This is a genomic window from Bradyrhizobium sp. (genome assembly GCF_016219575.1).
Taxonomy (GTDB): Bacteria; Pseudomonadota; Alphaproteobacteria; order Rhizobiales; family Xanthobacteraceae; genus Bradyrhizobium.
Genome location: NZ_JACRMG010000009.1, coordinates 981,224 through 1,004,590 on the forward strand (window position 1 = coordinate 981,224; position 23,367 = coordinate 1,004,590).

Sequence of the window (23,367 nt, forward strand, 5' to 3'; positions counted from 1 at the left end):
ACCATGAAGAAGCTTGTGCTCGGCCTTGCGGCCGCCATCGCGATCGCTGCGGCCTCGATCTCCCCCGCCGGCGCGCTGACCATTCTCAAACCGACCGGCTGCTGCGGCGGCTGGACCCCGCAACCGCATTGGGGCTTCGGCGGCGGCCTATCCGTCGGCATCGGCATCGACCCCGGCTTCAGCGCCGGCTACAGCAGCGACTGCTACTTCATCCGTCGCACGGTGCTCGTCCCCGGCGTCGGCCTCGTGAAGAAGCGTCAGATGGTTTGCGGCTGATCGCTTCCGGCAGCGCAACTCACCAGAGGCGCCGGTTCGTTCCGGCGCCTCGCGCGTTGTCATCGTCCCCGGCGATCGTTCTATTGCCCGTGCTTCAGCAGATCCTGGTCGCTGAGATTCCAGTCCTGCCACAACTGCAGCGCGCCGAGCAGCACCACGAGGACGCCGAGCAGCGCGTGCCAACACAGCATCGCGGTGTCGTTGGCGTAGCCGAAGATCGCGGGCGAGGCGATCAGCCACAAGCCGAGCACGATTTCGGCAACCTCCTCCCAGCGTTGCAGCGCGACATATTCGAGCTGGGCAAGCCCAAGCACGATAATGCCGACGACGAATGCGTTGAGAACCATGAGGCTGCGATCGGCGTCGGCCACCGCTTGGGATGTCGGGAACCACGGCGATATCACGATCAGCATGCCGAGCAGCATGCCGCACCAGTCTTCCCATGTCCGGTGGATACCCAAAAGTCGAAAGTCCGACATTGTAGACCTCCCTGCAAAAGAGGCATACGTCAGCGGCCGGCGAGCACCACGCACCGATTGTCGGGCGACCGGGCCGGCCGCATCGGGGGCGTATGTCTTGTTGAAGACGTGGGAACCTTTTCGGTTCCTGCAAGGGCGGCCGGGAACAATCTTGCAGGCCGGACGAAGCAAAATGACAGACAGGGTGACATGATCGATACGTTCAGCAACAACTGGATCAAGCACCGCTTCGAAGGGGAATTGGAATGACTGCCGTCCGCGACAACAAGGCCCTGGGCCGCTTCGAACTCGACGTGGAGGGCGATCTGGCGTTCGCCAATTATCGCGTGACGCCGCAGGCGATCATCATCACCCACACCGAGACCCCGCGCGCGCTGCGCGGCCGCGGCATCGGCTCTGAACTGATCAAGGGTTCGCTCGACCTGATCCGGGCCGACGGCCACAAGGTGATCGCCGGCTGCGGCTTCGTCGCGGACTATCTCTACAGGCACCCGGAATATGCGGACCTGATGGCCTGACCTGCCCCTTCCCGCAATCAGCCGCAATTGCGCCGCGCGGGCCGCCGTGCAATCGCACTCGACCACAAGAACAATCAGGGAAACGCGCCAATGACCGCTTCACCGCCGGAAGGCTTTCAACTGTTCTGGGTAACCGACGGCTTCATCGGTCACAACGGCCCCTACTACTGGCGCAAGGACGAGGCAGGCACAGTCGATTTCGGCTTCCAGACCGATGCCCGCCACGGCAATCCCAACGGCGTGCTGCATGGCGGCGCGGTCTTGTCCTTCATCGACACCATCCTCGGCCATGCCGTGGTCAACGGCGCCGGGAAAAAGTGCGCCACCATCTCGCTGGACAGCCGCTTCATCGGCACGGCCGCGCCGGGCGCCTGGATCGGCGGGCGCACCACGCTGCGCAAGCTGACGCGCAGCTTCGCCTTCGTCGATGCCGAGGCATTCGAGGGCGACAAGCTGCTGGTCACGGCGACCGCGATCTTTCGTGTTTTCGATTCCTGATATGTCATGCCCGGAAAGCAAGAAAGGCCCGCGCCGAGCGCGGGCCTTCCTGTCTCGCAGCGCAGGTGTCAGTGCTTGATCTCCGGCGGCAGCTTGCCGCCGTTGGCGGCGAGCTTGGTCATCACCTGCTTGTGCAGCCAGATGTTCATGCTGGCGGAATCATTGGTGTCGCCGGTGTAGCCGAGCTCCTTGGCGAGCTGCTTGCGCGCGTTGAGGCTCGAATCGATGTCGAGCGCCTTCATCAGGTCGACGATGGAGTGCTTCCAGTCGAGCTTTTCCCCCTTGGCGGCAACCGCCTTGTCGAGAATGGGAGCAACGTCGACCGTCTGCGCCGGTGCCGCACCGGGCGCTGCGGCCGCGCCGCCGGATGCCGCACCGCCTGCCGGCGTCGCGCTGGCCTTGCTGCCGAAGATCGCGTTCATGATCGTTCCGAAAATACTCATCGTTCGCTCCCAAATAAACTTGAAGATGCCGTGGAGGTTCGTGGCGCTTTGGTGGATTGCCGGCAGCACCCGGCCGGGGGTCGCATCAGAACTCTACTCCACAGGCAGCCGGGTTGCCAATGCGACAATCACCGAAGCTTGAGCAAGACAATGGCCGCAATTGAGAGTACGCTGCACGCAACAGTTCGCGACATGGCCAGTTCGGTTTGCTTTCGCGTCTGGCCTGATCGTGATCGCTTTACGGGAACGGCGCAGCGGTGCCATTCGCGTGGCACGGGATTGCGGCCATCTCCCCAAAGGGAGCCAACGACCATGGCCACGCCATATCAAGGAAATGTCACAAATGTCGGTGCAGCCGATGGTGCCGGACCTGTTGTCCGCGCGATCGGTATTGCCGACCTGCATCGCGCCCTTCAACGTGGCTGGGAGGACTTCAAGGCGGTACCGAGCCACGCCATCATCCTCTGCGTGATCTATCCCGTCATCGGCCTCGTGCTGGCGCGGCTGGTACACGGTTATTCCGTGCTGCCGCTGCTGTTCCCGCTTGCAGCCGGCTTTGCGCTGCTCGGCCCGTTCGCAGCCATCGGCCTCTATGAACTCAGCCGCCGCCGCGAGGCCGGCGAGCCGGCATCCGCCTGGGATGCATTCGAGGTATTCCGCTCGCCGTCGTTCGGCGCCATGCTCGGACTCGGCGCGCTCCTGCTTTCGCTGTTCGTGGCCTGGATCATGACGGCACAGGCGGTCTATACCGCCGCCTTCGGCCATGAGACGGCTGCCAACATTCCTGACTTCGCCAACCACGTGCTCTCGACCGCGCAGGGCTGGTGGCTGATCGTCGTTGGCTGCGGCGTCGGCTTCCTGTTCGCGCTGGCTACGCTGTGCATCAGCGTGATCTCCTTCCCGCTGATGCTCGACCGCCATGCCGGCGCCGGCGAAGCGATCGCCACGTCGATCCGCGCGGTGTTGCGCAATCCCCTTCCGATGGCCGCGTGGGGCCTGATCGTTGCCGCGCTGCTGGTTCTGGGCTCGCTGCCGTTCTTCCTCGGGCTCGCCGTCGTGATCCCCCTGCTCGGCCACGCCACATGGCACCTCTATCGCGAGGTGATCGTTCCGGATCCCGCCGCGCGCCCGGTGATCCCGCCCGCGCGGCCGCGCAAGCCGGCGGCGGATTTTCCGGCCAATCTGTTCCCGTGGAAGCGTAGCTGATCGCGATTGATCGTCGCGACCGCGCCGCCGGTCGATTGTCGACCGGCGGCTGTGCGCTGCCCATGAACAAGGCGTAAAGGAAGAGGATACGCTTGTGAACGCCAGCGCAGGATAACAGCCTTGTTTTGGCCGCTCTTGCCCCGAACATTCGCTGCGGCTGCAACACGAATAGCGAGAACGAGTCGATCTTGGAGCGCCCTGCCCGATGAATTCAGGCTTTTCCCTTAAAGCCCTTGCGTTGAGCGCGCTGCTCGCAATCCCGGCAGGACCGGCGTTTGCCTTGGCCTGCGGCACCGGGACGTTCGAGGTCTGGCTCGAGGATTTCAAGAAGGAAGCAGCATCCAAGGGCATCTCGCCGCCGGTCATCGCAACGAGCCTTACCGGGCTGACGCTCGACAAGGCCGTGATCGCGCGCGACCAGAATCAGAAGGTGTTTTCGCAGAGCTTCGAAGAGTTTTCCGGCCGCATGGTGCCTCCCCGCCTCACCCGCGGCTCCAACATGCTCAAGCAATATGGATCGGTGCTCGGGCGGATCGAGCAGACCTATGGCGTGCCCGGCGAAGTCATCGTGGCGATCTGGGGCCTGGAGACCGACTACGGCGTCAACCTCGGCAAGTTCCAGACGCTGCGCTCGCTGGCCTCGCTCGCCTATGACTGCCGCCGCTCCGACCTGTTCAAGGCCGAGTTGATGGACGCGCTGCGCGTTATCGATCGCGGCGATATCCCGCCGCAGGACCTGCGCGGCGCCTGGGCCGGCGAAATCGGCCAGACCCAGTTCATGCCGTCGAGCTACATCAAGTATGCCGTGGATTTCGACGGCAACGGGCGGCGTGACCTCCTGCGCAGCGTGCCCGACGTGCTGGCCTCGACCGCGAATTACCTCGCCAGCAAGGGCTGGCAGCGCGGCAAGGACTGGGAGCCCGGTAGCGCCAATTTTGCCGTCATCAAGGAATGGAACAAGAGCGAGGTCTACTCGAGGACCATCGGCTATTTCGCCAGCCAGCTCGCGCGGGCGCCTTGAGTATCCCTCCATAGATTGAATATATTTTCAGTTTATGGTTCCAACTACATGCGAATCACGCATGCGAAATGCTCCCGCACCGTCAGCCGGACGGCGCTCCTGGGAGGAAAGCCTTTGCGACAAGGCGGTCCGATGCCAGTCAGGGGACGTGTCGCGATTGCGACAATCTCTATATATTTCAACAAGATTTGATCTGCCTCAAGGACCTGCCGTCGCATCCGCCCGCCGCGTGCACCGCCGCGTCAAAGAGTTAAGCGCTCCTTACTCCAGCCATGCACCCTAGGTTTAGCTGCATCGCACCATTCGAACTACTGCGACGCAACACAGTCTCCTATATTCATTTCAACGATTTGGCCGCTGATTAAGGGCTGAATCGAACTACGAAGGAGACTACCAATGCTGCTCTCGCTCATCCGCATGATCCAGGCGTTCCGGGACTATCAGCGCAATGTCGCCGAACTGTCCCAGCTCAGCGATCGCGAACTGTCCGACATCGGACTCGATCGCTCGGACATTCCGCGCGTTGCAGCCGGCACCTACAACGGCTGAAACTCGTTCAGCCCGGAAATGAACGGATAACGCCCGCCTCGTGCGGGCGTTGTCGTCTCCGGAGCAGCCTGCGCAGGTGCGCTAACCGTCAAAACGCGCTAACCCTGCGCGCCATGACAACCCCCAAATCAACTTCCGGCCCCGTGCATATTGTCGGCGCGGGCTTGGCCGGCTCGGAAGCCGCCTGGCAGGTCGCCAATGCCGGTACGCCAGTGGTGCTGCATGAGATGCGCCCGCAGCGGATGACCGAGGCCCACCGCACCGAGGGCTGCGCCGAGCTGGTCTGCTCCAACTCCTTCCGCTCCGACGACGCCGCCAACAATGCGGTCGGCCTGCTGCACGCCGAAATGCGCAAGCTCGGCTCGCTGATCATGCGCGCGGCGGATGCCAACCAGGTGCCCGCCGGCGGCGCGCTGGCGGTCGACCGCGACGGGTTCTCCGCCGCCGTGACCAGGGCGCTGCACGAGCATCCCCTGATCGAGATCGCCCGCGGCGAGATCGCAGGGCTCCCGCCCGCGGAATGGCACAACGTCATCGTTGCGACCGGCCCCCTCACCTCGGCACCGCTGGCGGATGCGATCCGGCAGCTGACCGACGAGAGCGCGCTGGCGTTTTTCGATGCCATCGCGCCGATCGTTCATCGCGATTCCATCGCCATGAACGTGGCCTGGTTCCAGTCGCGCTACGACAAGGTCGGGCCCGGCGGCACCGGCGCCGACTACATCAACTGCCCGATGACCAGGGAGCAGTACGACGCCTTTGTCGCGGCGCTGCTCGAGGGCGAGAAGGTCGACTTCAAGGATTGGGAGACCAACACGCCCTATTTCGACGGCTGTCTGCCGGTCGAAGTGATGGCCGAACGCGGCCACGAGACGCTGCGGCATGGACCGATGAAGCCGGTCGGGCTCACCAACCCGCACAATCCGACCGTCAAGCCGTATGCGATCGTGCAGCTGCGCCAGGACAACAAGCTTGGCACGCTCTACAACATCGTCGGCTTCCAGACCAAGCTGAAGCATGGCGCGCAGCAGCGCGTATTCCGCACCATTCCCGGGCTGGAGAATGCCGAGTTCGCCCGGCTCGGCGGCCTGCATCGCAACACCTTCCTCAACTCGCCAAAACTGCTCGATCAGCAGCTGCGGCTGCGAGCGCAGCCGCGGCTGCGCTTCGCCGGCCAGATGACGGGCTGCGAGGGCTATGTGGAATCCGCCAGCATCGGCCTGATCGCCGGCCTCTATGCGGCGGCCAATGCGCGCACGCAGGAGCTGGCACCGCCGCCATCGACGACTGCGCTTGGCTCGCTGCTCGGCCACATCACCGGCGGCCATATCGAGACCATCGACAGCGGCCCGCGCTCGTTCCAGCCGATGAACATCAATTTCGGCCTGTTCCCGCCGCTGGCGAGCCCGCCGACCAAAAAGCCCGACGGATCCCGACTGCGCGGCAACGAGAAGACGGTGGCGAAGAAGCAGGCCATGAGCGCCCGCGCACTCGCCGATCTCGACCGCTGGATCGCCGACCATCTGCGCGTCGCGGCGGCGGCGTGAGCGTCCCATGAGCCTGCCGAAAGACGACGCCGCTGAGCTTGCGGCACGCTGGCGTGACGGTGTGCTGCTCAAGCGCGACGTGTTTTCCATTGTCGAGCGCGGCCGCTTCCGGACCGACGGCGGAGAAGTCGACGGCGTGCTGCGCCGGCTCGACGAGTTGCCATGGTGGTCCCGGGGACTGGCGCTGCACCTGTTCTCGCGCGAACGGCGTGCGCTGGAACGTGCCCGCGACCTCGATGTCGGCCCAAGCCTGCTGTGGTCCGGCCGGCGCGCACTGGTGCGCGGCTTCATCGACGGCGTGGCGCTGCATCTGGCCAAGCCGCATGGCGACGTCGCCTATTTCCGCTCCGCCAAACGAGCATTGCACCGGCTGCACCGCGCCGGCATCTGCCACAATGATCTCGCCAAGGAACAGAACTGGCTGGTCAGCCGCGACGGCCGCGCCTACCTGACCGATTTCCAGCTCGCCGCCTGTTTCTCCCGGCGCACCTGGCTGTTCCGCGTCGCGGCCTATGAAGACATCAGGCATATGCTGAAGCACAAGCGCAGCTACGCGCCGGAAGCGTTGACGCCGAAGGAACGAAAACTCCTCGCACGCAAGTCGGTGGTGGCGAGCGTCTGGCTGAAAACCGGCAAGAAGGTCTATCAAGCCATCACCCGCGGCCTGTTCAACTTCAGGGATCGCGAGGGCGGCGGCAAGCGGCTGGTCAACGACGCGCCCGTGCTGGCCGAACTGATCCGCAAGAACCCCGCCGTGCGCGATACCGCCATCGTCGCCTTTGCCGACCGCCGCAGCGGCGTCGGGCTCTATGCCTTCGTCGAGGCCGATCAGGTTTCGCTGGAGACGCAGCTGCGCGACGAACTCGCCTCCGCCAGGGGCGCAAAGCCGCCGGAGCATATCCAGGTGGTCCACGCCCTTCCACGCGATGCGTCGGGCCAGCCGCGTACCGAGATCCTGCAGTTGGTTGCAATGAATCAGCTCGATTTGATCGAGCCGATGATGAAGAGCGACGAGGATCGCGCCTTCCTCCGGGATATCCTCGATAGCCGCAAGAATCTGCGCGACCGCTTCAATTTCGAGGCGGACCTGCCGTCGACCTGAACGAGCTCATTCGCCCCGAAACTCCGGGGAGCGCGAAGCCCGCCACAGCGCCCACAGCATCCGCAAGCGCGGCATCCGCCGCAGCACGAAGGGATCGTTGTCGCGGCGTTCCATGCGCTTGATATCGCGGCGGACCAGCGCCAGCGGCAGGAAGGCGGGACGCACCTCCTTCGGCACGTGCGCCAGCAGCGACAGCGCCGTCTTCAGGTGCTTGCTTGCCTCGTCGACCAGCTGATCGATCGCGGCGCGGGCCTGCGGCGTCTGCTTGCCCGCGAACACCTCTTCAACGTTACTGCCGTGCTGGTGCAGGAATTGCTGCGGCAGGAACAGCTGTCGCCGGGCGGTGTCCTGCGGCAGCGAGTTGAGGACCTCCACCATTCCATAGGCAAGGCCGGCATGGCGCGCGACGTGGTCGATCGCCTCCGACGGCCGCGCCAGGATGCGGGCGCAGCAGGCAAACAGCGTCGAGGCCGTGTCGTTGGCATAGCCCTCCAGCGCGGACAGCGACGGCATCGGATCGTTGTAGAGATCGAACTCGTGCTCGATGATGAGCTGCACCAGCCGCTCGACCGGGAGCCGCCAGGTCTGGATCGTCCACAGCAATTCGGAGGCGACCGGATTGCCCTCGATGCCGCCATGGTCGTGGCCAGCCAGCATGTCCGTCCACCATTGCAGCCGCATCTCGCCGGGCAACGGCTGGCTCACCTGGTCGCGCACGCGCGATATCTCGACATTGAAGGCGTAGATCGCCAGCATCGGCCGGCGATGCACGCCCGGCAGGAACAGCGTCGAGGCATAACGCGGGAAGTCGTGGCTGCGCACGAGCTCGGCGCAGAAGGTGGCGGCGTCTCTCGGCTGGCCGGCCATCGCTCAGGGCACCGCGATCAGTGCGGCCGCGACGCGGCGCCGCTCGCCCAGCATGATGTTGTAGGTGCGGATTGCCGGCCCCGTTTGCATCGGATCCAGCACGATCCTGACCGCACGCAGCTCCTCGCGCAAGCCACGCGGCGGCACCCACACATCGGCTCCGGTGCCGACGACAAGCGTGTCGATGCCGTTGGCGGCCTCAAACACCTTTGCGAGGGAATAGCGGTCGATCTGCTCGGGTTTCGTGACATCCCAGGCCCAGATCGCATCCGGCAGGCAGAGCAGCGATCCCCGATGCGACATGTCGGCAAAGGCAAAGCCGCCCTTGCCATAGGCTTCGATCGGCGCCGACCTCGGGAAGTGCAGACCGTCCGAGGCACCCGACATGGCTTACTTCTTTGCCGGCGCGCCCGGCTTGCCCGGCTTTTCGGCCGGCGTATCCGGGGCGTCGGTCCGGTTGGTGCCGACGCCGAGATAGATCAGGATGGGCGCGGCGATGAAGATCGAGGTGTAGGTGCCGACCAGCACGACGCCGAACATCATGACGGCCGTGAAGCTGTGGATGGCGTGGCCGCCGAACAGCAGCAGCGCCAGCAAGGCCAGCGTCACCGTGACGTGGGTGATGATCGAGCGCGACAGCGTCGAGTTGATGGACTCGTTGAGCAGCTGCGGCATCGGCATCTTCTTGTAGCGCCGCAGCATTTCGCGGATGCGGTCATAGATGACGACGGTGTCGTTGAGCGAGTAGCCGAGAATCGTCAGCAGCGCCGCGATACTGGTGAGATCGAAATCGACCTGGGTGATCGACATGAAACCGATGGTCAGCACGATGTCGTGCACGTTGGCGATCATGGCGCCGAGCGCGAACTGCCATTCGAAGCGGAACCAGAGATAGATCAGGATGCTGACGATCGCGAGCATCAGCCCGAGCATGCCGTAGGCGAGCAGCTCGCCGGAAACGCGCGGACCCACCACTTCGACGCGGCGGTATTCGACGGTGTCGCCAAGCGAGCCGCGGATCTTGTCCACTGCGGCCTGCTGGGCCTTGTCGCCGCCCGGCTGCTCCGCCACGCGCAGCAGCACGTCGGCAGGCCCGCCGAATTGCTGCAACTGAACCTCGCCGAGGCCGAGATTGCCGAGCGTGGCACGCATTTGCGCGATATCGGCGGTGCCGGACTTGGCACGAACCTCCATCAAAGTGCCGCCCCTGAAATCGATGCCGAAATTCAGCCCATGGGTGAAGAACAGCACGATCGCCACGATCGACAGCGTCGCCGAGATCGGGAACGAGATGCGGCGGAACTGGGTGAAGTCGAAATGCGTGTCGTCGGGAACGATGCGCAGCGACGGCAGCAAGTTGAAGATGCTGACCACGGTCAGCACCGCAATCAGGACACCGAGAGCAACGAGAACGAATTGGGTAGTGGTCACTGCCGGCCCCTAGATCGGCACGGATTTCGGCCGCTTCCACTGCACCCACCACGCCACGATCAGGCGGGTCAGGGTGAAGGCGGTGAACACCGTGGTGATGATGCCGATGCCGAGCGTCACGGCGAAGCCGCGCACCGGGCCGGTGCCGATATAGAACAGCACCGCAGCGGCGATGAAGGTGGTGATGTTGGAGTCGAGAATGGTGGCGAGCGCCCGGGTGAAGCCGGCGTCGATTGCCGAGATCGGGCTGCGCCCGCCGCGCAACTCCTCGCGGATGCGCTCGTAGATCAGCACGTTTGAGTCCACGGCAATGCCGACGGTCAGCACGATGCCGGCGATGCCTGGCAGGGTCAGCGTGGCGTTGAGCAGCGACAGGATGCCGAAGATCATGGCGACGTTGATGGTGACCGCGATGTTGGCGAACACGCCGAACAGGCGGTAGGTCACCAGCATGAACACGATCACCAGGATGGAGCCGACATAGGCGGCGAGTTCGCCCTTCTCGATCGAGTCCTGGCCGAGGCCGGGACCGACGGTGCGCTCTTCCACGACGGTGAGCGGCGCCGGCAGCGCGCCGGCGCGCAGCAGGATCGCCAGGTCATTGGCGGACTGCACGGTGAAGCTGCCGGAAATCTGGCCCTGCCCGCCGGTGATGGGCTCGCGGATCACGGGCGCGGAGATCACCTTGTTGTCGAGCACGATGGCGAACGGCAGTCCGACATTCTCGGTGGTCGCCTGCGCGAACTTGCGCGCGCCCGCGGTGTTGAACTTGAAGGAAACGATCGGTTCTCCCGAGCGCTGGTCGAAGCCCGGCTGCGCATCGGTGAGATCGCCGCCGGAGACGAGGATCTGCTTCTTGACGACCTGGGGTGAATCCGTCTTGGTCGCGCTCTGCAACAACTCGGAGTCCGCAGGCGCCCTGCCCGCTTGAGCCTGATCCGGCGACACGCTGGTGTCGACCATCCGGAATTCCATCTTGGCGGTCTTGCCGAGAATTTCCTTCAGGCGCGTCGGATCCTGCAAGCCGGGCACCTGCACCAGGATGCGGTCGGTGCCCTGGCGCTGGATGATGGGCTCGACGGTGCCAAGCTCGTTGACGCGGCGTTCGACGATCTGGATCGATTGCTCGATGGTCTTGCGCATGCGATCGAGCATCGCGGGCTGCGTCACGGCGATGCGGATCACGCTGCTGCCGGCTTCCGACACTTCGAGATCGCGCTGGCCGGTACCGCCCATCAGGCCTCCGAGCGGCTGCGACATGTCGCGCAGTTTGGACAGCGCGGTGGCCACGTCGGTGTCCTTGCTGATGCGGACCTCGACGGCGTCGTTGCGCACGTTGAGGCCGGTGTAGCCGATCCTGGCCTCGCGCAGCACCTTGCGCGCCTCGTCGCGGACGGCGTCGAGCCGGTCCTTCTTCACCGAGTTGGCATCGACCTCGAGCAGCAGATAGGAGCCGCCCTGCAGGTCGAGGCCCAGCACCAGGCGCCGCTGCGCCCAGGCCGGCCAGGACTTGACGGTGGCTTCAGGGAAGAAGTTCGGAACGGCGCAAAGACACACGACCAGCGCCGTGATGACGATCGCCAGCGCCTTCCACCGGGTAAAATACAGCATCGGGTTGACCCGTCAGAGAACGAACATGCGGCGCGAAGATCAGCTCGAGGCCGCTTCGTCCTTGGCTTCGGATTTTTCCTTGGCCGGCTCGCCCTTGGCGCGCACGCCCGAGATCATCTGGCGCATCTGGCGCACCCGGACGCCGTCGGAGATTTCGAACTCGATCTGATCGTCATCGACCACCTTGGTGACCTTGCCGACCAGGCCGCCCGAGGTGACGACCGTGTCGCCGCGGCGGATGTTCTTCACCAGTTCCTGGTGATCCTTCATCTTCTTCTGCTGCGGACGCAGGATCAGGAAGTACATGATCACGAAGATCAGCGCGAACGGCAGCAGCGACATCAGCATGCTGTTGGCGTCGCCGCCGGCTGCGGCCTGGGCATACGCTGGAGTGATCAGCATCGGGGATTCCTTAAGGGCTAAGACGGGGATGAACCGGCAGCGCCAGGGCGCCTGGTCCGGTCCGGGGGCAAATTCGCGCGGACTATAGCTGTCGCGGTCCCAATTGCAACGCTGGGGCGCCCTTTCATTTAGGCCGCTTGCGGGAGCCGCCAAGGCCCGATAAGGCTGCGCTATCAGGAACTTGAGCGATGGCCAAAAAACCCAATAAAACCGCGGCAAAAGCCGCCTCCCGCAGGCCCGCCAAGGCCGCCAAAACCACCGCGACAAAACGCCCTCCGGATGCGTTAACGGATGGCCACGCCGCGCGGATTGCGGAGGCGCTGGAAGCCATAGCCGCGCAGCTGTCGGCCAATGCCCCAGCCGCCAATTCCGCTGATTCCCTGAACAGCGCCGACGCCTTCGTCTGGCACCCGGACGGGCGGCTATCGCCGGTGCCAAAGGTCAGCCGGGTCGAGATCGGGCTCCTCAAGGGCATCGACCGGATGCGCGACATCCTGATCGAGAACACCGAGCGCTTCGCCAACGGCCTGCCCGCCAATAATGCGCTCCTGTGGGGCGCGCGCGGCATGGGCAAGTCGTCGCTGGTCAAGGCGGCGCATGCCAGCATCAATGTCGGCCGCAAGCCGGCCGACCGGTTGAAACTGATCGAGATTCACCGTGAGGACATCGAGAGCCTGCCGGCGCTGATGGACCTGCTGCGCTCGTCCAGCTTCTGCTTCATCGTGTTCTGCGACGACCTCTCATTCGACGGCAACGACGCTTCCTACAAGTCGCTGAAGGCGGTGCTCGAAGGCGGCATCGAGGGCCGGCCGGAAAACGTCATCCTCTACGCCACCTCGAACCGGCGGCATTTGTTGTCGCGGGAGATGATCGAGAACGAGCGCTCCACCGCGATCAATCCGGGAGAGGCCGTCGAGGAGAAGGTGTCGCTGTCCGACCGCTTCGGCCTGTGGCTCGGCTTCCACCGCTGCAGCCAGGATGAATATCTGGCGATGGTCAAAGGCTATTGCAGCCATTTCGGCATCAAGCTCGCCGAGGAGGAACTGGAACGCGAAGCGCTGGAATGGTCGACCACCCGCGGCTCCCGCTCCGGCCGCGTCGCCTGGCAGTTCACGCAGGAGCTGGCGGGACGGCTTGGGGTAAGGCTGGCGGGCAAGTGATCCGTCAGTCGGGCTGACTGCGCTCGCGCGCCAGCGGTACCAACAACAGCCCGATCAGCGCGACAGCTGCCAGCATGGCCCAGGCTTCGTTGGCGCTGATGGCGAGCGCGGCCTTGTCGATGGCGGAAATCACCGACGCGTCGGAGAGGCTGGATGGCAGCCGGTCGAGCCCGATCGCGGTGGCTGTGGCGGCATCGCCCGCCGCAAGGCGCGCGCGAAGGGCCTCGGCGTGGCCGCTGCTGCGCCCGTAGAGGATCGTGTCGATCAGGGCGATGCCGACCGCGCCGCCGAGATTGCGCATCATGTTGAACAGGCCGCTGGCGTCGGGCACCTGCTTGTGCGGCAGCATTTCCAGCGCGAGCCGCGTCGGCGGCAACAGGCAAAACATCGCCGCAAAGCCGCGCAGCACTTGCGGCCAGAACATCTCGTCATAGTCGGCCGTGCGGCTCTCGAAGGCGCTCAGGCCGAGGCCGACCGCAAACAATGCGAAGCCGAACGCCGACAGCAGGCGTGGATTCACCCGGCTCTCCAGCAAGCCCGCGATCGGCGCCGCGGCAAGTTGGGCCGCACCGGTCACCAGCATGATTTCGCCGATCCGCAGCGCATCGTGCTGGCGGACATAGGCCAGGAACACGGGCATCAGATAGACCGCGCCGAACAGGCCGACGCCGAGGCAGAAACTAAGAGCACACCCGATCGCGAACGGGCGCGTCCGGAACGTCGCAAGCTCCACAATCGGCTGCACCGCCTTGCGCGTCCGGATGACAAACAGCGCACCGGTCACGATGACCAGCACGAAGAGCCCGAGGCAGGCGGCTGAAAACCAGCCGGATGCAGGGGCCTGCTTCAAACCGATCTCAAGCGCGGCCAGCGCCAGCGCCATCAACGCCAGTGAGAGCGCGTCGAACCGCACGAGATTGTTCAGCCGCGCCCTGCCCCAAGGCAGCAAGGCCGCCGTCCCGACGACAATGATGATGCCCGGGGCAACATTGATCAGGAACAGCCATTGCCAGGAATAATGGTAGGTGATCCAGCCGCCGACCACGGGTCCGACCGTCGGGCCGAGCACGGCGGTGACACCGGCGATGGTGCCGGCGATCGGATGCTGGCGCGCGGGGAACAGCAGGAAGATGCCGGTGAACACCGCCGGGATCAGCGTGCCGCCGGCAAATCCCTGGATGATGCGAAAGACCACCAGCGAGGCGAAATTTCCCGAAAAGGCGCAGCCGAGCGAGGCCAGCGTGAACACGGTGGTCGAGATGACGAACAACCAGCGCAGCGTCAGCACGCGCGTCAGCCATCCCGTCAGGGGAATCGCGATCACCTCGGCGATGAGATAGGCGGTCTGGATCCAGCTCATCGCGTCCGGCGAGATCGCCAACGCCGCCTGGATCGACGGCAACGACGTCGCGACCACCTGGATGTCCAGGATCGCCATGAACATGCCGAGGCACATCAGCACGAAGCCGAACCACGTGCCGACCTTCGCACTGGTCGTACGCCAGACCGTCATTGCAGACCGTGGGTTGGTTTCATGTGATCGGCGCGCAGTTCCGCGGCCGCCGGAATCTGACAAGTGAGAGGAACAATCAATCGGTTGAAAATTGGCCGGGCCGATCCATAACCGAGCCGGCCAGGGATGTACATCCGCGAGCGATCAGCCGCCGGCAGGGTACCTGCGGCGTTCCGCCACCGCTGAAATACGGTCATCGCGCGAGCGGGGTTGCCCAAATCGCGCCATGCCGCCTCAAGCGCCGTTGAGGAATTGCAGCGGGTCAACCGGGGACGATCCCTTGCGGATCTCGAAGTGGAGCTGCGGCGAGCCCACCTCACCCGATTGACCCGATTTGGCAATGATCTGGCCGCGCTTGATGGTGTCCCCGCGCTTCACCAGCAGTTCACTCGCATGGGCATATGCGGTGACGTAACCGTTGGAGTGCCGCACCAGGATCAGATTGCCATAACCCTTGAGCTCGTTTCCGGAATAGGCGACCACGCCGTCTTCGGCGGCTTTCACCGGCGTGCCTTCGGGGACGGCGACGTTGATGCCGTCATTGGACTTGCCGTTGGTCTTGGCGCCGTAGCCGGTAATCACCTTGCCGCGCACCGGCCAGCGGAACGACGGCAGCGCGCTGGTGGTCTCGCTGGGCTTCGCAGCCGCCGCAGGCTCGGCGGGCTTTTCCTCGACCAGCACATTCGACTGCGCGAGGCGTGCGCTCTGCTGCGGCGCTGCGGGGGTAACCGCGCGCGTGGCGGGCGGCGCGAGAGCCGCGACCTGCTGGGCGGGAACGGCGGGGACCGGCTCGGCCGCAGCGCTCCTGCTGCCGGGCACGGTGAGTTTCATGCCGATGCTGAGTTTGGCCGACTGGTCGAGATTGTTGGCCCGGGCGAGCTCGCCGACCGGCACATGATTGCGGCGGGCGATGCTGTGCAGCGTATCGCCGCGGTTGACGATGTGAACGCTCGATGCAGCCGCAACGGGCCTGCTGGCAGGCGGCGCAACGGCGGGCGCGGGCGCAGCCGCCGCGGTCGTGGCCGGGCGCGGAATGATCAACTGCTGACCGGGCGAGAGCGCGCGCGGACCCTTGTAGCCATTGGCCTGCAGGATCGCTGCGGTCGAGACGTTGTAGCGCCTGGCCAGGATGTCCAGCGTATCGCTGGTGCCGACGATGATGGTGGTGCCGCCCTGGGCGGGCGCGTTACGGGTCGCCGCCACCGATTTCGGTCCGACGCTGCCCGTGGTCTCGAGCTGCGGCTGTTGCGGCGGCGCGTAGGATGAAAGCCCCCGCCCGCCTCCGGACACGCCATGGCTCGGCACGGGATAGGATTGCGGCGCGGCGACCTGCGGCGGCGGTGTGTGCGGGCGGGAATATTGCGGCAGCTCGCGGCGCTCGACAGCTGCGGTCGGCACCGAAGCCGTGGCTTCGGGCTGGGAGGCAAAGGGATTTGAAAAATTACTGGCCTGAAAGCGGGTCGAGGTATCGGCGCTGCAGCCCGCAAATCCAAACGCCACCAGCGCCAGTGCCGCGACCTGCGGCACCCGGCGCGAGCGAAGCAACTCGACGACACGGGACATGGTTACTCACTCGTACGCAACAAAATACTGTTTTGAGTAAACACGTCCCGAGTAAACAACGACTTAACCCCCGGATAAGGCCTTGGAAGGAACGGCCAATCCGGCGTTTCGGAATCGCTGATGCGGCTTGTTAGAGTTCGCGGGCAATCCCCGGTAAAGCCGGCACAAAGCGCACGTCGACCAGCTCCTTGCGGTCGAAACCGGCCTCGGTCCTGGTCACCCTCACCAGGGTCTGGGTGCCGTGATGGGGGCCGACCGGAGCGATCAGCACGCCGCCCGGCTCCAGCCGTTCGAGCAGCTTTTCGGGGATGGTTTCCATCGCCGCCGTCACGATGATGCGGTCGAAGCTGCCGAGACTTTCCGGGAGGTCGAAGCCGTCGCCGAGGATCACCTCGACATTGTCGTAACCGAGTTTTGCGAGCCGCTTGCGGGCGGTGTCCGCCAGCGTCCGGAAACGTTCGATGCTCACCACCTCCCGGCAGAGCTTTGACAGCACGGCGGCCTGGTAACCCGAGCCGGTGCCGATCTCGAGGACGCGGTGCTGCTTCTGCAGGCCGAGCTGCTCGGTCATGTAAGCGACCACGAAGGGCTGGCTGATGGTCTGCCCGCATTCGATGCCGAGCGCGCTGTCGCGGTAGGCGTAGGCGATGTCGCCCTTCTCCACGAACGCTTCGCGCGGCACCTCCTCCATGGTGCGCAGCACCGCCTGGTCGCTGATGCCGCGCCGCCGCAGCGTCAGCTGAAACATCATCTTTTCCGGCGGGGGTTGCGGGGCGACGGCCATGGCGGGTCTCGATGAGCGGTTGTTGCAGTACTTATGGGGTGAGGCGATTTGACCAGACGTTTTCGGAGGGAAATCCTGCTTTTCCCCTGTTCCCGATCCGGAACCTTTTCGCAGCCAGGGCGTTAAGGGCTGCGGCAATATATCTCCATCGGCCGGGCGGCGTGCGTGGCACAACTATGCCGGCGCCCCCTCCACATTGCGCGCACGGGCTTTATTTGCCAACCTCGACAGCAGGAAGTCAGGGATTCCAGCGATGACAGCGACGCGCCCGGTGGGCGGTTCTGTGTTCCTCGTCGAAGACGAGGTGATGATCCGGATGATGGTCGCCGACATGCTCGAGGAACTCGGCTACCGCGTCGCGGCCGAGGCCGGCGAGATCGGCGAGGCCGTGAAGCTCGCCCAGACCACGGATTTCGACTTCGCCATCCTCGATGTCAACGTCAACGGCAAGGTGATCTCGCCCGTTGCCGACCTGATCAAGGCGCGCAACCGCCCGTTCATCTTCGCGACCGGTTACGGCTCCTCGGGCCTGCCCGAGGAGTACCGCGACCGCCCGGCGCTGCAGAAGCCGTTTCAGCTGGAAACGCTGGCGCGGATGATCGCTGCCACCCTCAAGGACGCCGCGGCGTAACCCTTCGCGCGTGTCCGATGGCGGCGCATGGCGGGGCTGGACACTGAATCGCGAAAACAACCCCATGCAAAGTAGGAAAGTGCCCCGGTTCACGCCGCACCGGACGATGCTTCGCATCGCCGGGGACGCACTGCATCCCGGGCACGAGCCCTATTTCAGCGTCCTGGTCAGCGCTTCCGAGAACGCTTCGTCCGTGCGGTCGAGCCGCAGCGGCGTCACCGAGACGTAGTAGGCCGCGAGCGCAGCAAGGTCGGTGCCCTCGGCTGGCGTGTCCATGACGGCGGCACGCTCGAAGCCGATCCAGAAATAGGGATTGCCGCGGCCGTCGCGCCGCTGGTCGATCTTGAGGAAACCGAGATTGCGCTTGCCCTGCCGCGTCACGCGCACGCCGCGCACCTGCTCCGGCGCGCAGGCAGGAAAGTTGATGTTGATGACGGTGTTCTTCGGCACGCCCTCTTTCAGCACCTTGTGCAGGATCTCGGGCCCGAATTTCAGCGCCGTCTCCCACAACGGCTTTTCACGCGTCTCCATCGAGAATTCCTGCGACAGCGCGAACGACGGCAATCCCAGGATGGTGCCCTCGAGCGCGCCGGCAATGGTGCCGGAATAGACCACGTCTTCAGCGACGTTGCGCCCGCGGTTCACGCCGGACAGCACGACATCGGGCATCTTGTCGCCGAGGATGTGGCGCGCGCCCATGATGACGCAATCGGTCGGCGTGCCCCGCACGGCGAAATGGCGCGGGCCGACTTCGCGCAGCCGCAAGGGATCGTTCAGCGACAGCGAATGCGACACGCCGGATTGATCGAGCTCCGGCGCCACGACCCAGACGTCGCCGGACAGCGCACGCGCAATTTCCTCGACGACCTTCAGGCCCGGCGCGTGAATGCCATCATCATTGGTGCAGAGAATTCGCATGCTTTTTCAGGGCCTTTTCGCTCGATTCCCTAAAGCGCGATGATGAATTCATCGCGCTTTAGCTCTTTGTTTGAGCATGACCTTTTCGGAAAACCGCTTCACACTTTCCCGGATCATGCTTGCGCGAGGTGCCGGTTTATCCGGCTATCGAGACCAACGCAAACCGATCAAAACACGGCGAACCGGCGATATCGGCGGTACCCGCAGGGGCCCAATTCGTGCTATCGGTCGCCATTCCCGGTGGCTATTGGCATTGCGTTTGATTTTTCGGACGGCTTTGGGATTTCGTCGTGACCCGCCTTTCGACCGTGACGGCAATTGCGATGTGCAGCGCCCTGCTCGCGCCGCTCGCGGGGCATGCCCAATCCAACCAGGAGCCTCCCGCAAGCCAATCGCGCCAGCTCACCAAAACGCCGCGCGATGATCTGCCTGCGGCCGCGCCGGTCGCCATTCCCGCTGCGCCACCCGCCGCCCCCCTTGCTGCTTCGCCGGCCGCGGCGCCCGTCGCCGCACCTCCCGTCGCCGCTCCCGTCGCTCCGCCGCTTGCCGCCCCGGCCGTCGCCATCCTCTGTGACGGCGGCACGGCGACCGGCGGCACATGCGCCTGCCCCGGCGGCTACGCGCTGCTTCCGGCGACAACAGGCAACGGCGGCACCTGCGTCCGCAGCAATGCCGAGAACTGCCGCGGCGGCGTGCTGACGGTGGCGGGCGTCTGCCTCTGCGACGGCCGGGTCACGATGTCGGGGGAAACCTATGAGCTCGAATACCTCGGCGGCAAATGCGTGCCGAAGCGATGTCCTGACAGGAGTTACCTCAGGGAAGGCAAATGCGTCGCCAGCAACGATGCGCGCTTCTCCTTCACCTGCCGCACCGGCTACATCCCCGACGATACGGCGTCGAGCACGGCCGCAACCGGCCTGCGCTGTGTGCCGGACCCGACCTTCTGTCCGGCCGAGGCGAAGCGGAAGGACGGCGCCTGCACGAAATCATCGGCGATCGCCATCGACTGTTTCGAAGGCCGCTGCACCTGCGGCCCCAACGCGGAGTGGGCGAACTATCTCTGCCAGTGCACCGCGCCCTATCGCAATGTGAATGGCGCTTGCGTGGCGGCTTCCACCGCATCCGTGGACGACAAGGGCAAGCCCGAACTGCAATCGGCCGAGCCATCGCCCAAGCGCAAGGCATGCCCCCGCGGCACGGTGCGCACGCAATCCGGCAGTTGCGTCGCCGCACAGCCGAGGCTGCCGAGCGCGGGCGAACTCGGCGTCTACTACGAGCGCGCCCAGCGCTATCAGGGCTTTCCGGCGCAGCAACCAGACAATATGCGCTGACCAGCTAGAGCGTGATGAGATTGTGTTGAACGGTGCGGCACAGGGAATACACCTCTCCCTTGGGAGAGGTCGGCGCGTAGCGCCGGGTGAGGGATTACGGTCTCACGAGGGCACCTGAACCCCTCACCCGGATCGCTTGCGCGATCCGACCTCTCCCTTCGGGAGAGGTGAAGGAACTGGCTCTCCGATTAAACCTCGAACCACCTTGCTCTAATCAGCTAGCGCTGCCGCCGCGCGCGCCACACCCGCAGCAGCTTTCCGGAATGCGATGGCATTCGCATCTCCAAAAATAATGGAGCCGGCTCCGGCGGCTTCACCGGCTCCGGTGCAGGCTCCGCCGTAGCCTTGAGCGGTGCCGGCGGCTGCGGCGCTGCATCCATAGCGTTCGCCTGCTGCAGCAGCGTTTCGACCGGCAGCGGTGGCGCCGCGGGCCTGGGCGGCGGCCGCGGGTGGCGCGCACGCGCGAGATCGAGCCCCTTGTTGAAATCGTCGGGGTTGAACCATTTCTGCCCGCGCACGGCGTCGAGCAGATCGTCGTCCCACAGGCGTTCGATCGCGATGTCGAATTCGCCGCCGTGCTTCTGGTTGATCGCCTGCATCCCGAATCCGGTGACCGCCCATTGCCGCCCGATCCAGAAGATGTCGCGATGCAACGCCATTTCGCACGCTTCGCTTTGAACTCGATTACTCGATGACTTTGAGGCCGCCCATATAGGGTTGCAGCACGTCGGGCACGGCGATCGAGCCGCCCTGCTGCTGATAGGTTTCCATCACGGCGATCAGCGCCCGGCCGACGGCGGTGCCGGAGCCATTCAGCGTGTGCACGAAGCGCGGCTTGCCGTCGGGGCCGCGCGAGCGCGCATCCATGCGCCGCGCCTGGAAATCGCCGCACACCGAGCAGCTCGAGATTTCGCGGAACGCGCCGCCCTCGCCCTGCCCGGGCATCCAGACCTCGATGTCGTAGGTCTTTTGCGCGGAGAAGCCCATGTCACCGGCGCACAGCGTCATCACGCGGTAATGCAGGTCGAGCCGGCGCAGCACTTCCTCCGCGCAGGCAAGCATCCGCTCCAGTTCGTCCTTGCTGGTCTCGGGGGTCGCGACCGACACCAGTTCGACCTTGCTGAACTGGTGCTGGCGGATCATGCCGCGGGTGTCGCGCCCGGCCGCACCCGCCTCCGCGCGGAAGCACGGCGTCAGCGCGGTCACCCGCATCGGCAGCTCTTTTTCGTCGAGGATGGATTCGCGGACGAGATTGGTGAGCGAGACCTCGGCGGTCGGGATGAGTCCGAGGCGCTGGCTGCGCAGCTCCTCGATCGGCGCGGTCAGCAGTTCGCCCTTGATCGCCCAGAACTGATCGTCCTCGAATTTCGGCAGCTGCCCGGTGCCGAACATCACGTCGTTGCGCACCAGCAGCGGCGGGTTGATCTCGGTATAGCCATGCTCGTTGGTGTGGAGATCGAGCATAAACTGCCCGATGGCACGCTCCAGCCGCGCCAGTCCCTTCTTGAGCACGACAAAGCGTGCGCCGGACAATTTTGCGGCCGCCTCGAAGTCCATGTAGCCGAGCGCGCCGCCGAGATCGTCATGCGGCCTGGGCGCAAAGCCGTATTCGCGCGCCTTGCCGAACACATGGTGCTGCACATTGCCGTGCTCGTCGGTACCGTCGGGGACTTCGTCGAGCGGCAGGTTCGGGATTGCCGACAGTTCGCGCGCGAGCTCCTCGTCGGCCGTCTTCGCGGCGGCCTCGAGCTCGGGCATTCTGGTCTTGAGCTCGGCGACTTCAGCCATCAACTTGTTGGCGCGCGCCTCGTCCTTTGCCTTCTTGGCCTCGCCGATTTCCTTAGACGCCGCATTGCGCCGCGCCTGCGCCTGCTCGGAGGCCAGGATCGCCGCGCGGCGCTTCTCGTCGATCGCCAGCAGCGACGGCGACAACGGCTGTAGCCCACGCCGTTTCAGGCCGGCGTCGAAGGCTTGCGGGTTGTCGCGAATGGCTTTGATGTCGTGCATGGTCGGCAGTTCCTGGCGTCATGGCCGGGGATAGCCGTCTGAAGGACGGCGTCGCTTACGCTCGCCTATGCCCGGCCATCCACGCCTTTGCCGCGTTAGATCAAGTCGTGGATGCCCGGGTCAAGCCCGGGCATGACGAATCATGGGAAGTACGTCGGATGATAGGCAAAAGGCGGCTGATCCGCCCTATTCCGCAGGATTGGCGGCCGACGGCGCGCCGGCGGAGGCCGAGTTGCTAGCGGTAGCCTTCTTTTCCACGATCTGCACGGCGAAGATGGCGCCCTCGTAGAGGACGAGCAGCGGGATCGCCAGCGAGGCCTGGCTCAGCACGTCCGGCGGGGTCAGCACGGCAGCGATAACGAAGGCGATGACGATGAAGTAACGCCGCTTTTCGCGCAGCATCTTCGACGTGACGATGCCGATCCGCCCGAGCAGCGTCAGGATCACCGGCAGCTGGAAGGCGATACCGAAGGCGAAGATCAGCGACATCATCAGCGAGAGATATTCGCCGACCTTGGGCAACAGCTGGATCTGCGCACTCTCCTCGCCGCCGATCTGCTGCATGCCGAGCGAGAAGCGCACCAGCATCGGCAACACCAGGAAATAGACCAGCATCGCGCCCAGCACGAAGAACACGGGCGTGGCGACCAGGTACGGCAGGAAGGCGTTGCGCTCGTGCTTGTAGAGGCCGGGCGCCACGAACTTGTAGATTTGCGTCGCCACGATCGGGAACGAGATGAAGGCGGCGCCGAACAGCGCGAGCTTCAGCTGGGTGATGAAATATTCGAGCAGGGCCGTGTAGATGAATTTCGAGTTCTCGGCGCCCGCCACCCAGACGAACGGCCAGACCAGCACGTTGTAGATCTGCTTGGCGAAGAAGAAGCAGAGGATGAAAGCGACGGCAAAGCCGAGCAGCGCCTTGATCAGCCGCGAGCGCAGCTCGATCAGGTGATCCATCAACGGCGCCTTGCTGGCCTCGATGTCTTCGGCGCTCATGACGCTTTGGCTTCCTTCGGCGCGTCGGCCGCGGCGGCCTGCTCCTGCGGCAAGGCTTCCGTCTCGCGGGCCATGCCGAGCTGCAGCGGCGGCTCAACATGCGTTTCAGCTTCAACGAAGGTCTGCGGAGTCGGGGCTGCCGGCTCTGTCGGCGTCACCGGCGCATCGCCTGGCGATGTCGCGGGCTCACCGATGGCGCCGGCGACTTGCGCATCGGCCGGCTTGTCGATGGCGAGCGCGTCGGTGACGTCCTTCTGCAACTCGGTCATCACGTTGGCGCCGCTGAAGCTGGTGGCGGCTTCCTTGACCTCGTCAAAGGTCTTCTTGATGTCGGCCATTTCGGCCTCGCGCATGGCTTCCTGGAACTGGCCCTGGAATTCGGCGGCCATCTTGCGGGCCTTGCCGATCCACTGGCCGACCATGCGCAGCACGCCGGGCAATTCCTTCGGGCCGATGGCAATCAGCGCGACGACCGCGATGACAACCAGTTCACTCCACCCGATATCGAACATGA

Annotated in this window: 26 protein-coding genes; 11 read left to right on the forward strand and 15 right to left on the reverse strand. The window is 65.0% G+C overall.

The features are described 5' to 3' along the window. The first annotated feature begins 3 nt into the window (after window positions 1–3). A complete protein-coding gene (locus HZB49_RS09725) occupies window positions 4–276 on the forward strand; it encodes a hypothetical protein (protein ID WP_291610539.1) in 273 nt (90 codons plus the stop codon). 80 nt (window positions 277–356) lie between these two features. On the opposite strand, the gene HZB49_RS09730 is transcribed toward HZB49_RS09725, so the two are convergent. Then, window positions 357–755, reverse strand: a complete 399-nt coding sequence (locus tag HZB49_RS09730) for an SPW repeat protein (protein ID WP_291610541.1) — start codon at window positions 753–755, stop codon at window positions 357–359. A gap of 245 nt (window positions 756–1,000) precedes the next feature. Here HZB49_RS09730 and HZB49_RS09735 point away from each other — a divergent pair, with 245 nt between their 5' ends. Further along, the gene (locus HZB49_RS09735) at window positions 1,001–1,273 is read left to right on the forward strand and encodes a GNAT family N-acetyltransferase (RefSeq protein ID WP_291610543.1); all 273 of its coding nucleotides are present in this window, start codon (window positions 1,001–1,003) and stop codon (window positions 1,271–1,273) included. A 90-nt stretch (window positions 1,274–1,363) separates the two neighbouring features. Beyond that, entirely contained in the window at window positions 1,364–1,771 is a 408-nt protein-coding gene (locus tag HZB49_RS09740) for a PaaI family thioesterase (RefSeq protein WP_291610545.1), read from the forward strand. A gap of 68 nt (window positions 1,772–1,839) precedes the next feature. Here HZB49_RS09740 and HZB49_RS09745 read toward each other — a convergent pair whose 3' ends face one another. Next, window positions 1,840–2,214 (reverse strand): DUF3597 domain-containing protein, encoded by a 375-nt coding sequence (locus HZB49_RS09745; RefSeq protein ID WP_291610547.1) that lies wholly within the window; start codon window positions 2,212–2,214, stop codon window positions 1,840–1,842. A gap of 312 nt (window positions 2,215–2,526) precedes the next feature. On the opposite strand from HZB49_RS09745, the gene HZB49_RS09750 reads away from it, so the two are divergent. The 5 genes from HZB49_RS09750 to HZB49_RS09770 all read left to right on the forward strand — a co-directional run bounded on the left by HZB49_RS09750 (window position 2,527) and on the right by HZB49_RS09770 (window position 7,639). Continuing rightward, the gene (locus tag HZB49_RS09750) at window positions 2,527–3,420 is read left to right on the forward strand and encodes a DUF2189 domain-containing protein (RefSeq protein WP_291610549.1); all 894 of its coding nucleotides are present in this window, start codon (window positions 2,527–2,529) and stop codon (window positions 3,418–3,420) included. A gap of 205 nt (window positions 3,421–3,625) precedes the next feature. Beyond that, window positions 3,626–4,441: a lytic murein transglycosylase gene (locus HZB49_RS09755; RefSeq protein ID WP_291610551.1), complete on the forward strand. Its 816-nt coding sequence runs from the start codon at window positions 3,626–3,628 to the stop codon at window positions 4,439–4,441. 396 nt (window positions 4,442–4,837) lie between these two features. Further along, window positions 4,838–4,990, forward strand: coding sequence for a DUF1127 domain-containing protein (locus tag HZB49_RS09760; RefSeq protein WP_291610553.1), 153 nt, complete (start codon window positions 4,838–4,840; stop codon window positions 4,988–4,990). A 113-nt stretch (window positions 4,991–5,103) separates the two neighbouring features. Beyond that, window positions 5,104–6,537, forward strand: a complete 1,434-nt coding sequence (gene trmFO / locus HZB49_RS09765; protein ID WP_291610555.1) for a methylenetetrahydrofolate--tRNA-(uracil(54)-C(5))-methyltransferase (FADH(2)-oxidizing) TrmFO — start codon at window positions 5,104–5,106, stop codon at window positions 6,535–6,537. Window positions 6,538–6,544: 7 nt separating this feature from the next. Beyond that, on the forward strand, window positions 6,545–7,639 hold the full coding sequence (locus HZB49_RS09770; RefSeq protein WP_291610557.1) for a serine/threonine protein kinase: 1,095 nt from the start codon (window positions 6,545–6,547) through the stop codon (window positions 7,637–7,639). A 6-nt stretch (window positions 7,640–7,645) separates the two neighbouring features. Here the strand turns inward: HZB49_RS09770 and HZB49_RS09775 are convergent, their stop codons facing one another. The 5 genes from HZB49_RS09775 to yajC are packed head-to-tail and all read right to left on the reverse strand — an operon-like array spanning window position 7,646 to window position 11,950. Further along, window positions 7,646–8,506, reverse strand: coding sequence for a phytoene/squalene synthase family protein (locus tag HZB49_RS09775; protein WP_291610559.1), 861 nt, complete (start codon window positions 8,504–8,506; stop codon window positions 7,646–7,648). Between the two features lie 3 nt (window positions 8,507–8,509). Then, on the reverse strand, window positions 8,510–8,893 hold the full coding sequence (locus HZB49_RS09780) for an MTH938/NDUFAF3 family protein (RefSeq protein ID WP_291610561.1): 384 nt from the start codon (window positions 8,891–8,893) through the stop codon (window positions 8,510–8,512). 3 nt (window positions 8,894–8,896) lie between these two features. Further along, window positions 8,897–9,937 (reverse strand): protein translocase subunit SecF, encoded by a 1,041-nt coding sequence (gene secF / locus HZB49_RS09785; protein ID WP_291610562.1) that lies wholly within the window; start codon window positions 9,935–9,937, stop codon window positions 8,897–8,899. A gap of 9 nt (window positions 9,938–9,946) precedes the next feature. Beyond that, the gene (gene secD, locus HZB49_RS09790; RefSeq protein WP_291610563.1) at window positions 9,947–11,548 is read right to left on the reverse strand and encodes a protein translocase subunit SecD; all 1,602 of its coding nucleotides are present in this window, start codon (window positions 11,546–11,548) and stop codon (window positions 9,947–9,949) included. A 39-nt stretch (window positions 11,549–11,587) separates the two neighbouring features. Further along, window positions 11,588–11,950 (reverse strand): preprotein translocase subunit YajC, encoded by a 363-nt coding sequence (gene yajC, locus HZB49_RS09795; RefSeq protein WP_291610565.1) that lies wholly within the window; start codon window positions 11,948–11,950, stop codon window positions 11,588–11,590. 188 nt (window positions 11,951–12,138) lie between these two features. Here yajC and HZB49_RS09800 point away from each other — a divergent pair, with 188 nt between their 5' ends. Beyond that, on the forward strand, window positions 12,139–13,110 hold the full coding sequence (locus HZB49_RS09800; protein ID WP_291610566.1) for an ATP-binding protein: 972 nt from the start codon (window positions 12,139–12,141) through the stop codon (window positions 13,108–13,110). A gap of 4 nt (window positions 13,111–13,114) precedes the next feature. Here HZB49_RS09800 and HZB49_RS09805 read toward each other — a convergent pair whose 3' ends face one another. From HZB49_RS09805 to HZB49_RS09815, 3 genes are all read right to left on the reverse strand, one after another. Next, window positions 13,115–14,623 (reverse strand): DHA2 family efflux MFS transporter permease subunit, encoded by a 1,509-nt coding sequence (locus tag HZB49_RS09805; protein WP_291610568.1) that lies wholly within the window; start codon window positions 14,621–14,623, stop codon window positions 13,115–13,117. Between the two features lie 234 nt (window positions 14,624–14,857). Continuing rightward, window positions 14,858–16,186, reverse strand: coding sequence for a LysM peptidoglycan-binding domain-containing M23 family metallopeptidase (locus HZB49_RS09810; RefSeq protein ID WP_291610570.1), 1,329 nt, complete (start codon window positions 16,184–16,186; stop codon window positions 14,858–14,860). A gap of 130 nt (window positions 16,187–16,316) precedes the next feature. Continuing rightward, window positions 16,317–16,970, reverse strand: coding sequence for a protein-L-isoaspartate(D-aspartate) O-methyltransferase (locus HZB49_RS09815; RefSeq protein ID WP_291610572.1), 654 nt, complete (start codon window positions 16,968–16,970; stop codon window positions 16,317–16,319). A 253-nt stretch (window positions 16,971–17,223) separates the two neighbouring features. Between HZB49_RS09815 and HZB49_RS09820 the strand changes: the two genes are divergently transcribed. Beyond that, window positions 17,224–17,601, forward strand: a complete 378-nt coding sequence (locus HZB49_RS09820) for a response regulator (protein WP_291610574.1) — start codon at window positions 17,224–17,226, stop codon at window positions 17,599–17,601. Between the two features lie 150 nt (window positions 17,602–17,751). On the opposite strand, the gene surE is transcribed toward HZB49_RS09820, so the two are convergent. Further along, complete coding sequence (surE, locus tag HZB49_RS09825) at window positions 17,752–18,519, reverse strand: 5'/3'-nucleotidase SurE (protein ID WP_291610576.1); 768 nt, start codon at window positions 18,517–18,519, stop codon at window positions 17,752–17,754. 290 nt (window positions 18,520–18,809) lie between these two features. Between surE and HZB49_RS09830 the strand changes: the two genes are divergently transcribed. Next, window positions 18,810–19,850 (forward strand): hypothetical protein, encoded by a 1,041-nt coding sequence (locus HZB49_RS09830; RefSeq protein WP_291610578.1) that lies wholly within the window; start codon window positions 18,810–18,812, stop codon window positions 19,848–19,850. A 218-nt stretch (window positions 19,851–20,068) separates the two neighbouring features. On the opposite strand, the gene HZB49_RS09835 is transcribed toward HZB49_RS09830, so the two are convergent. The 4 genes from HZB49_RS09835 to tatB all read right to left on the reverse strand — a co-directional run bounded on the left by HZB49_RS09835 (window position 20,069) and on the right by tatB (window position 23,365). Further along, a complete protein-coding gene (locus HZB49_RS09835) occupies window positions 20,069–20,509 on the reverse strand; it encodes a hypothetical protein (RefSeq protein WP_291610580.1) in 441 nt (146 codons plus the stop codon). 25 nt (window positions 20,510–20,534) lie between these two features. Beyond that, the gene (gene serS, locus HZB49_RS09840; RefSeq protein WP_291610582.1) at window positions 20,535–21,857 is read right to left on the reverse strand and encodes a serine--tRNA ligase; all 1,323 of its coding nucleotides are present in this window, start codon (window positions 21,855–21,857) and stop codon (window positions 20,535–20,537) included. Window positions 21,858–22,043: 186 nt separating this feature from the next. Then, a complete protein-coding gene (gene tatC / locus HZB49_RS09845; protein WP_291610584.1) occupies window positions 22,044–22,853 on the reverse strand; it encodes a twin-arginine translocase subunit TatC in 810 nt (269 codons plus the stop codon). Further along, a complete protein-coding gene (gene tatB, locus HZB49_RS09850; RefSeq protein WP_291610586.1) occupies window positions 22,850–23,365 on the reverse strand; it encodes a Sec-independent protein translocase protein TatB in 516 nt (171 codons plus the stop codon). Before tatB ends, tatC begins: the two co-directional genes overlap by 4 nt. Window positions 23,366–23,367 lie beyond the last annotated feature (2 nt).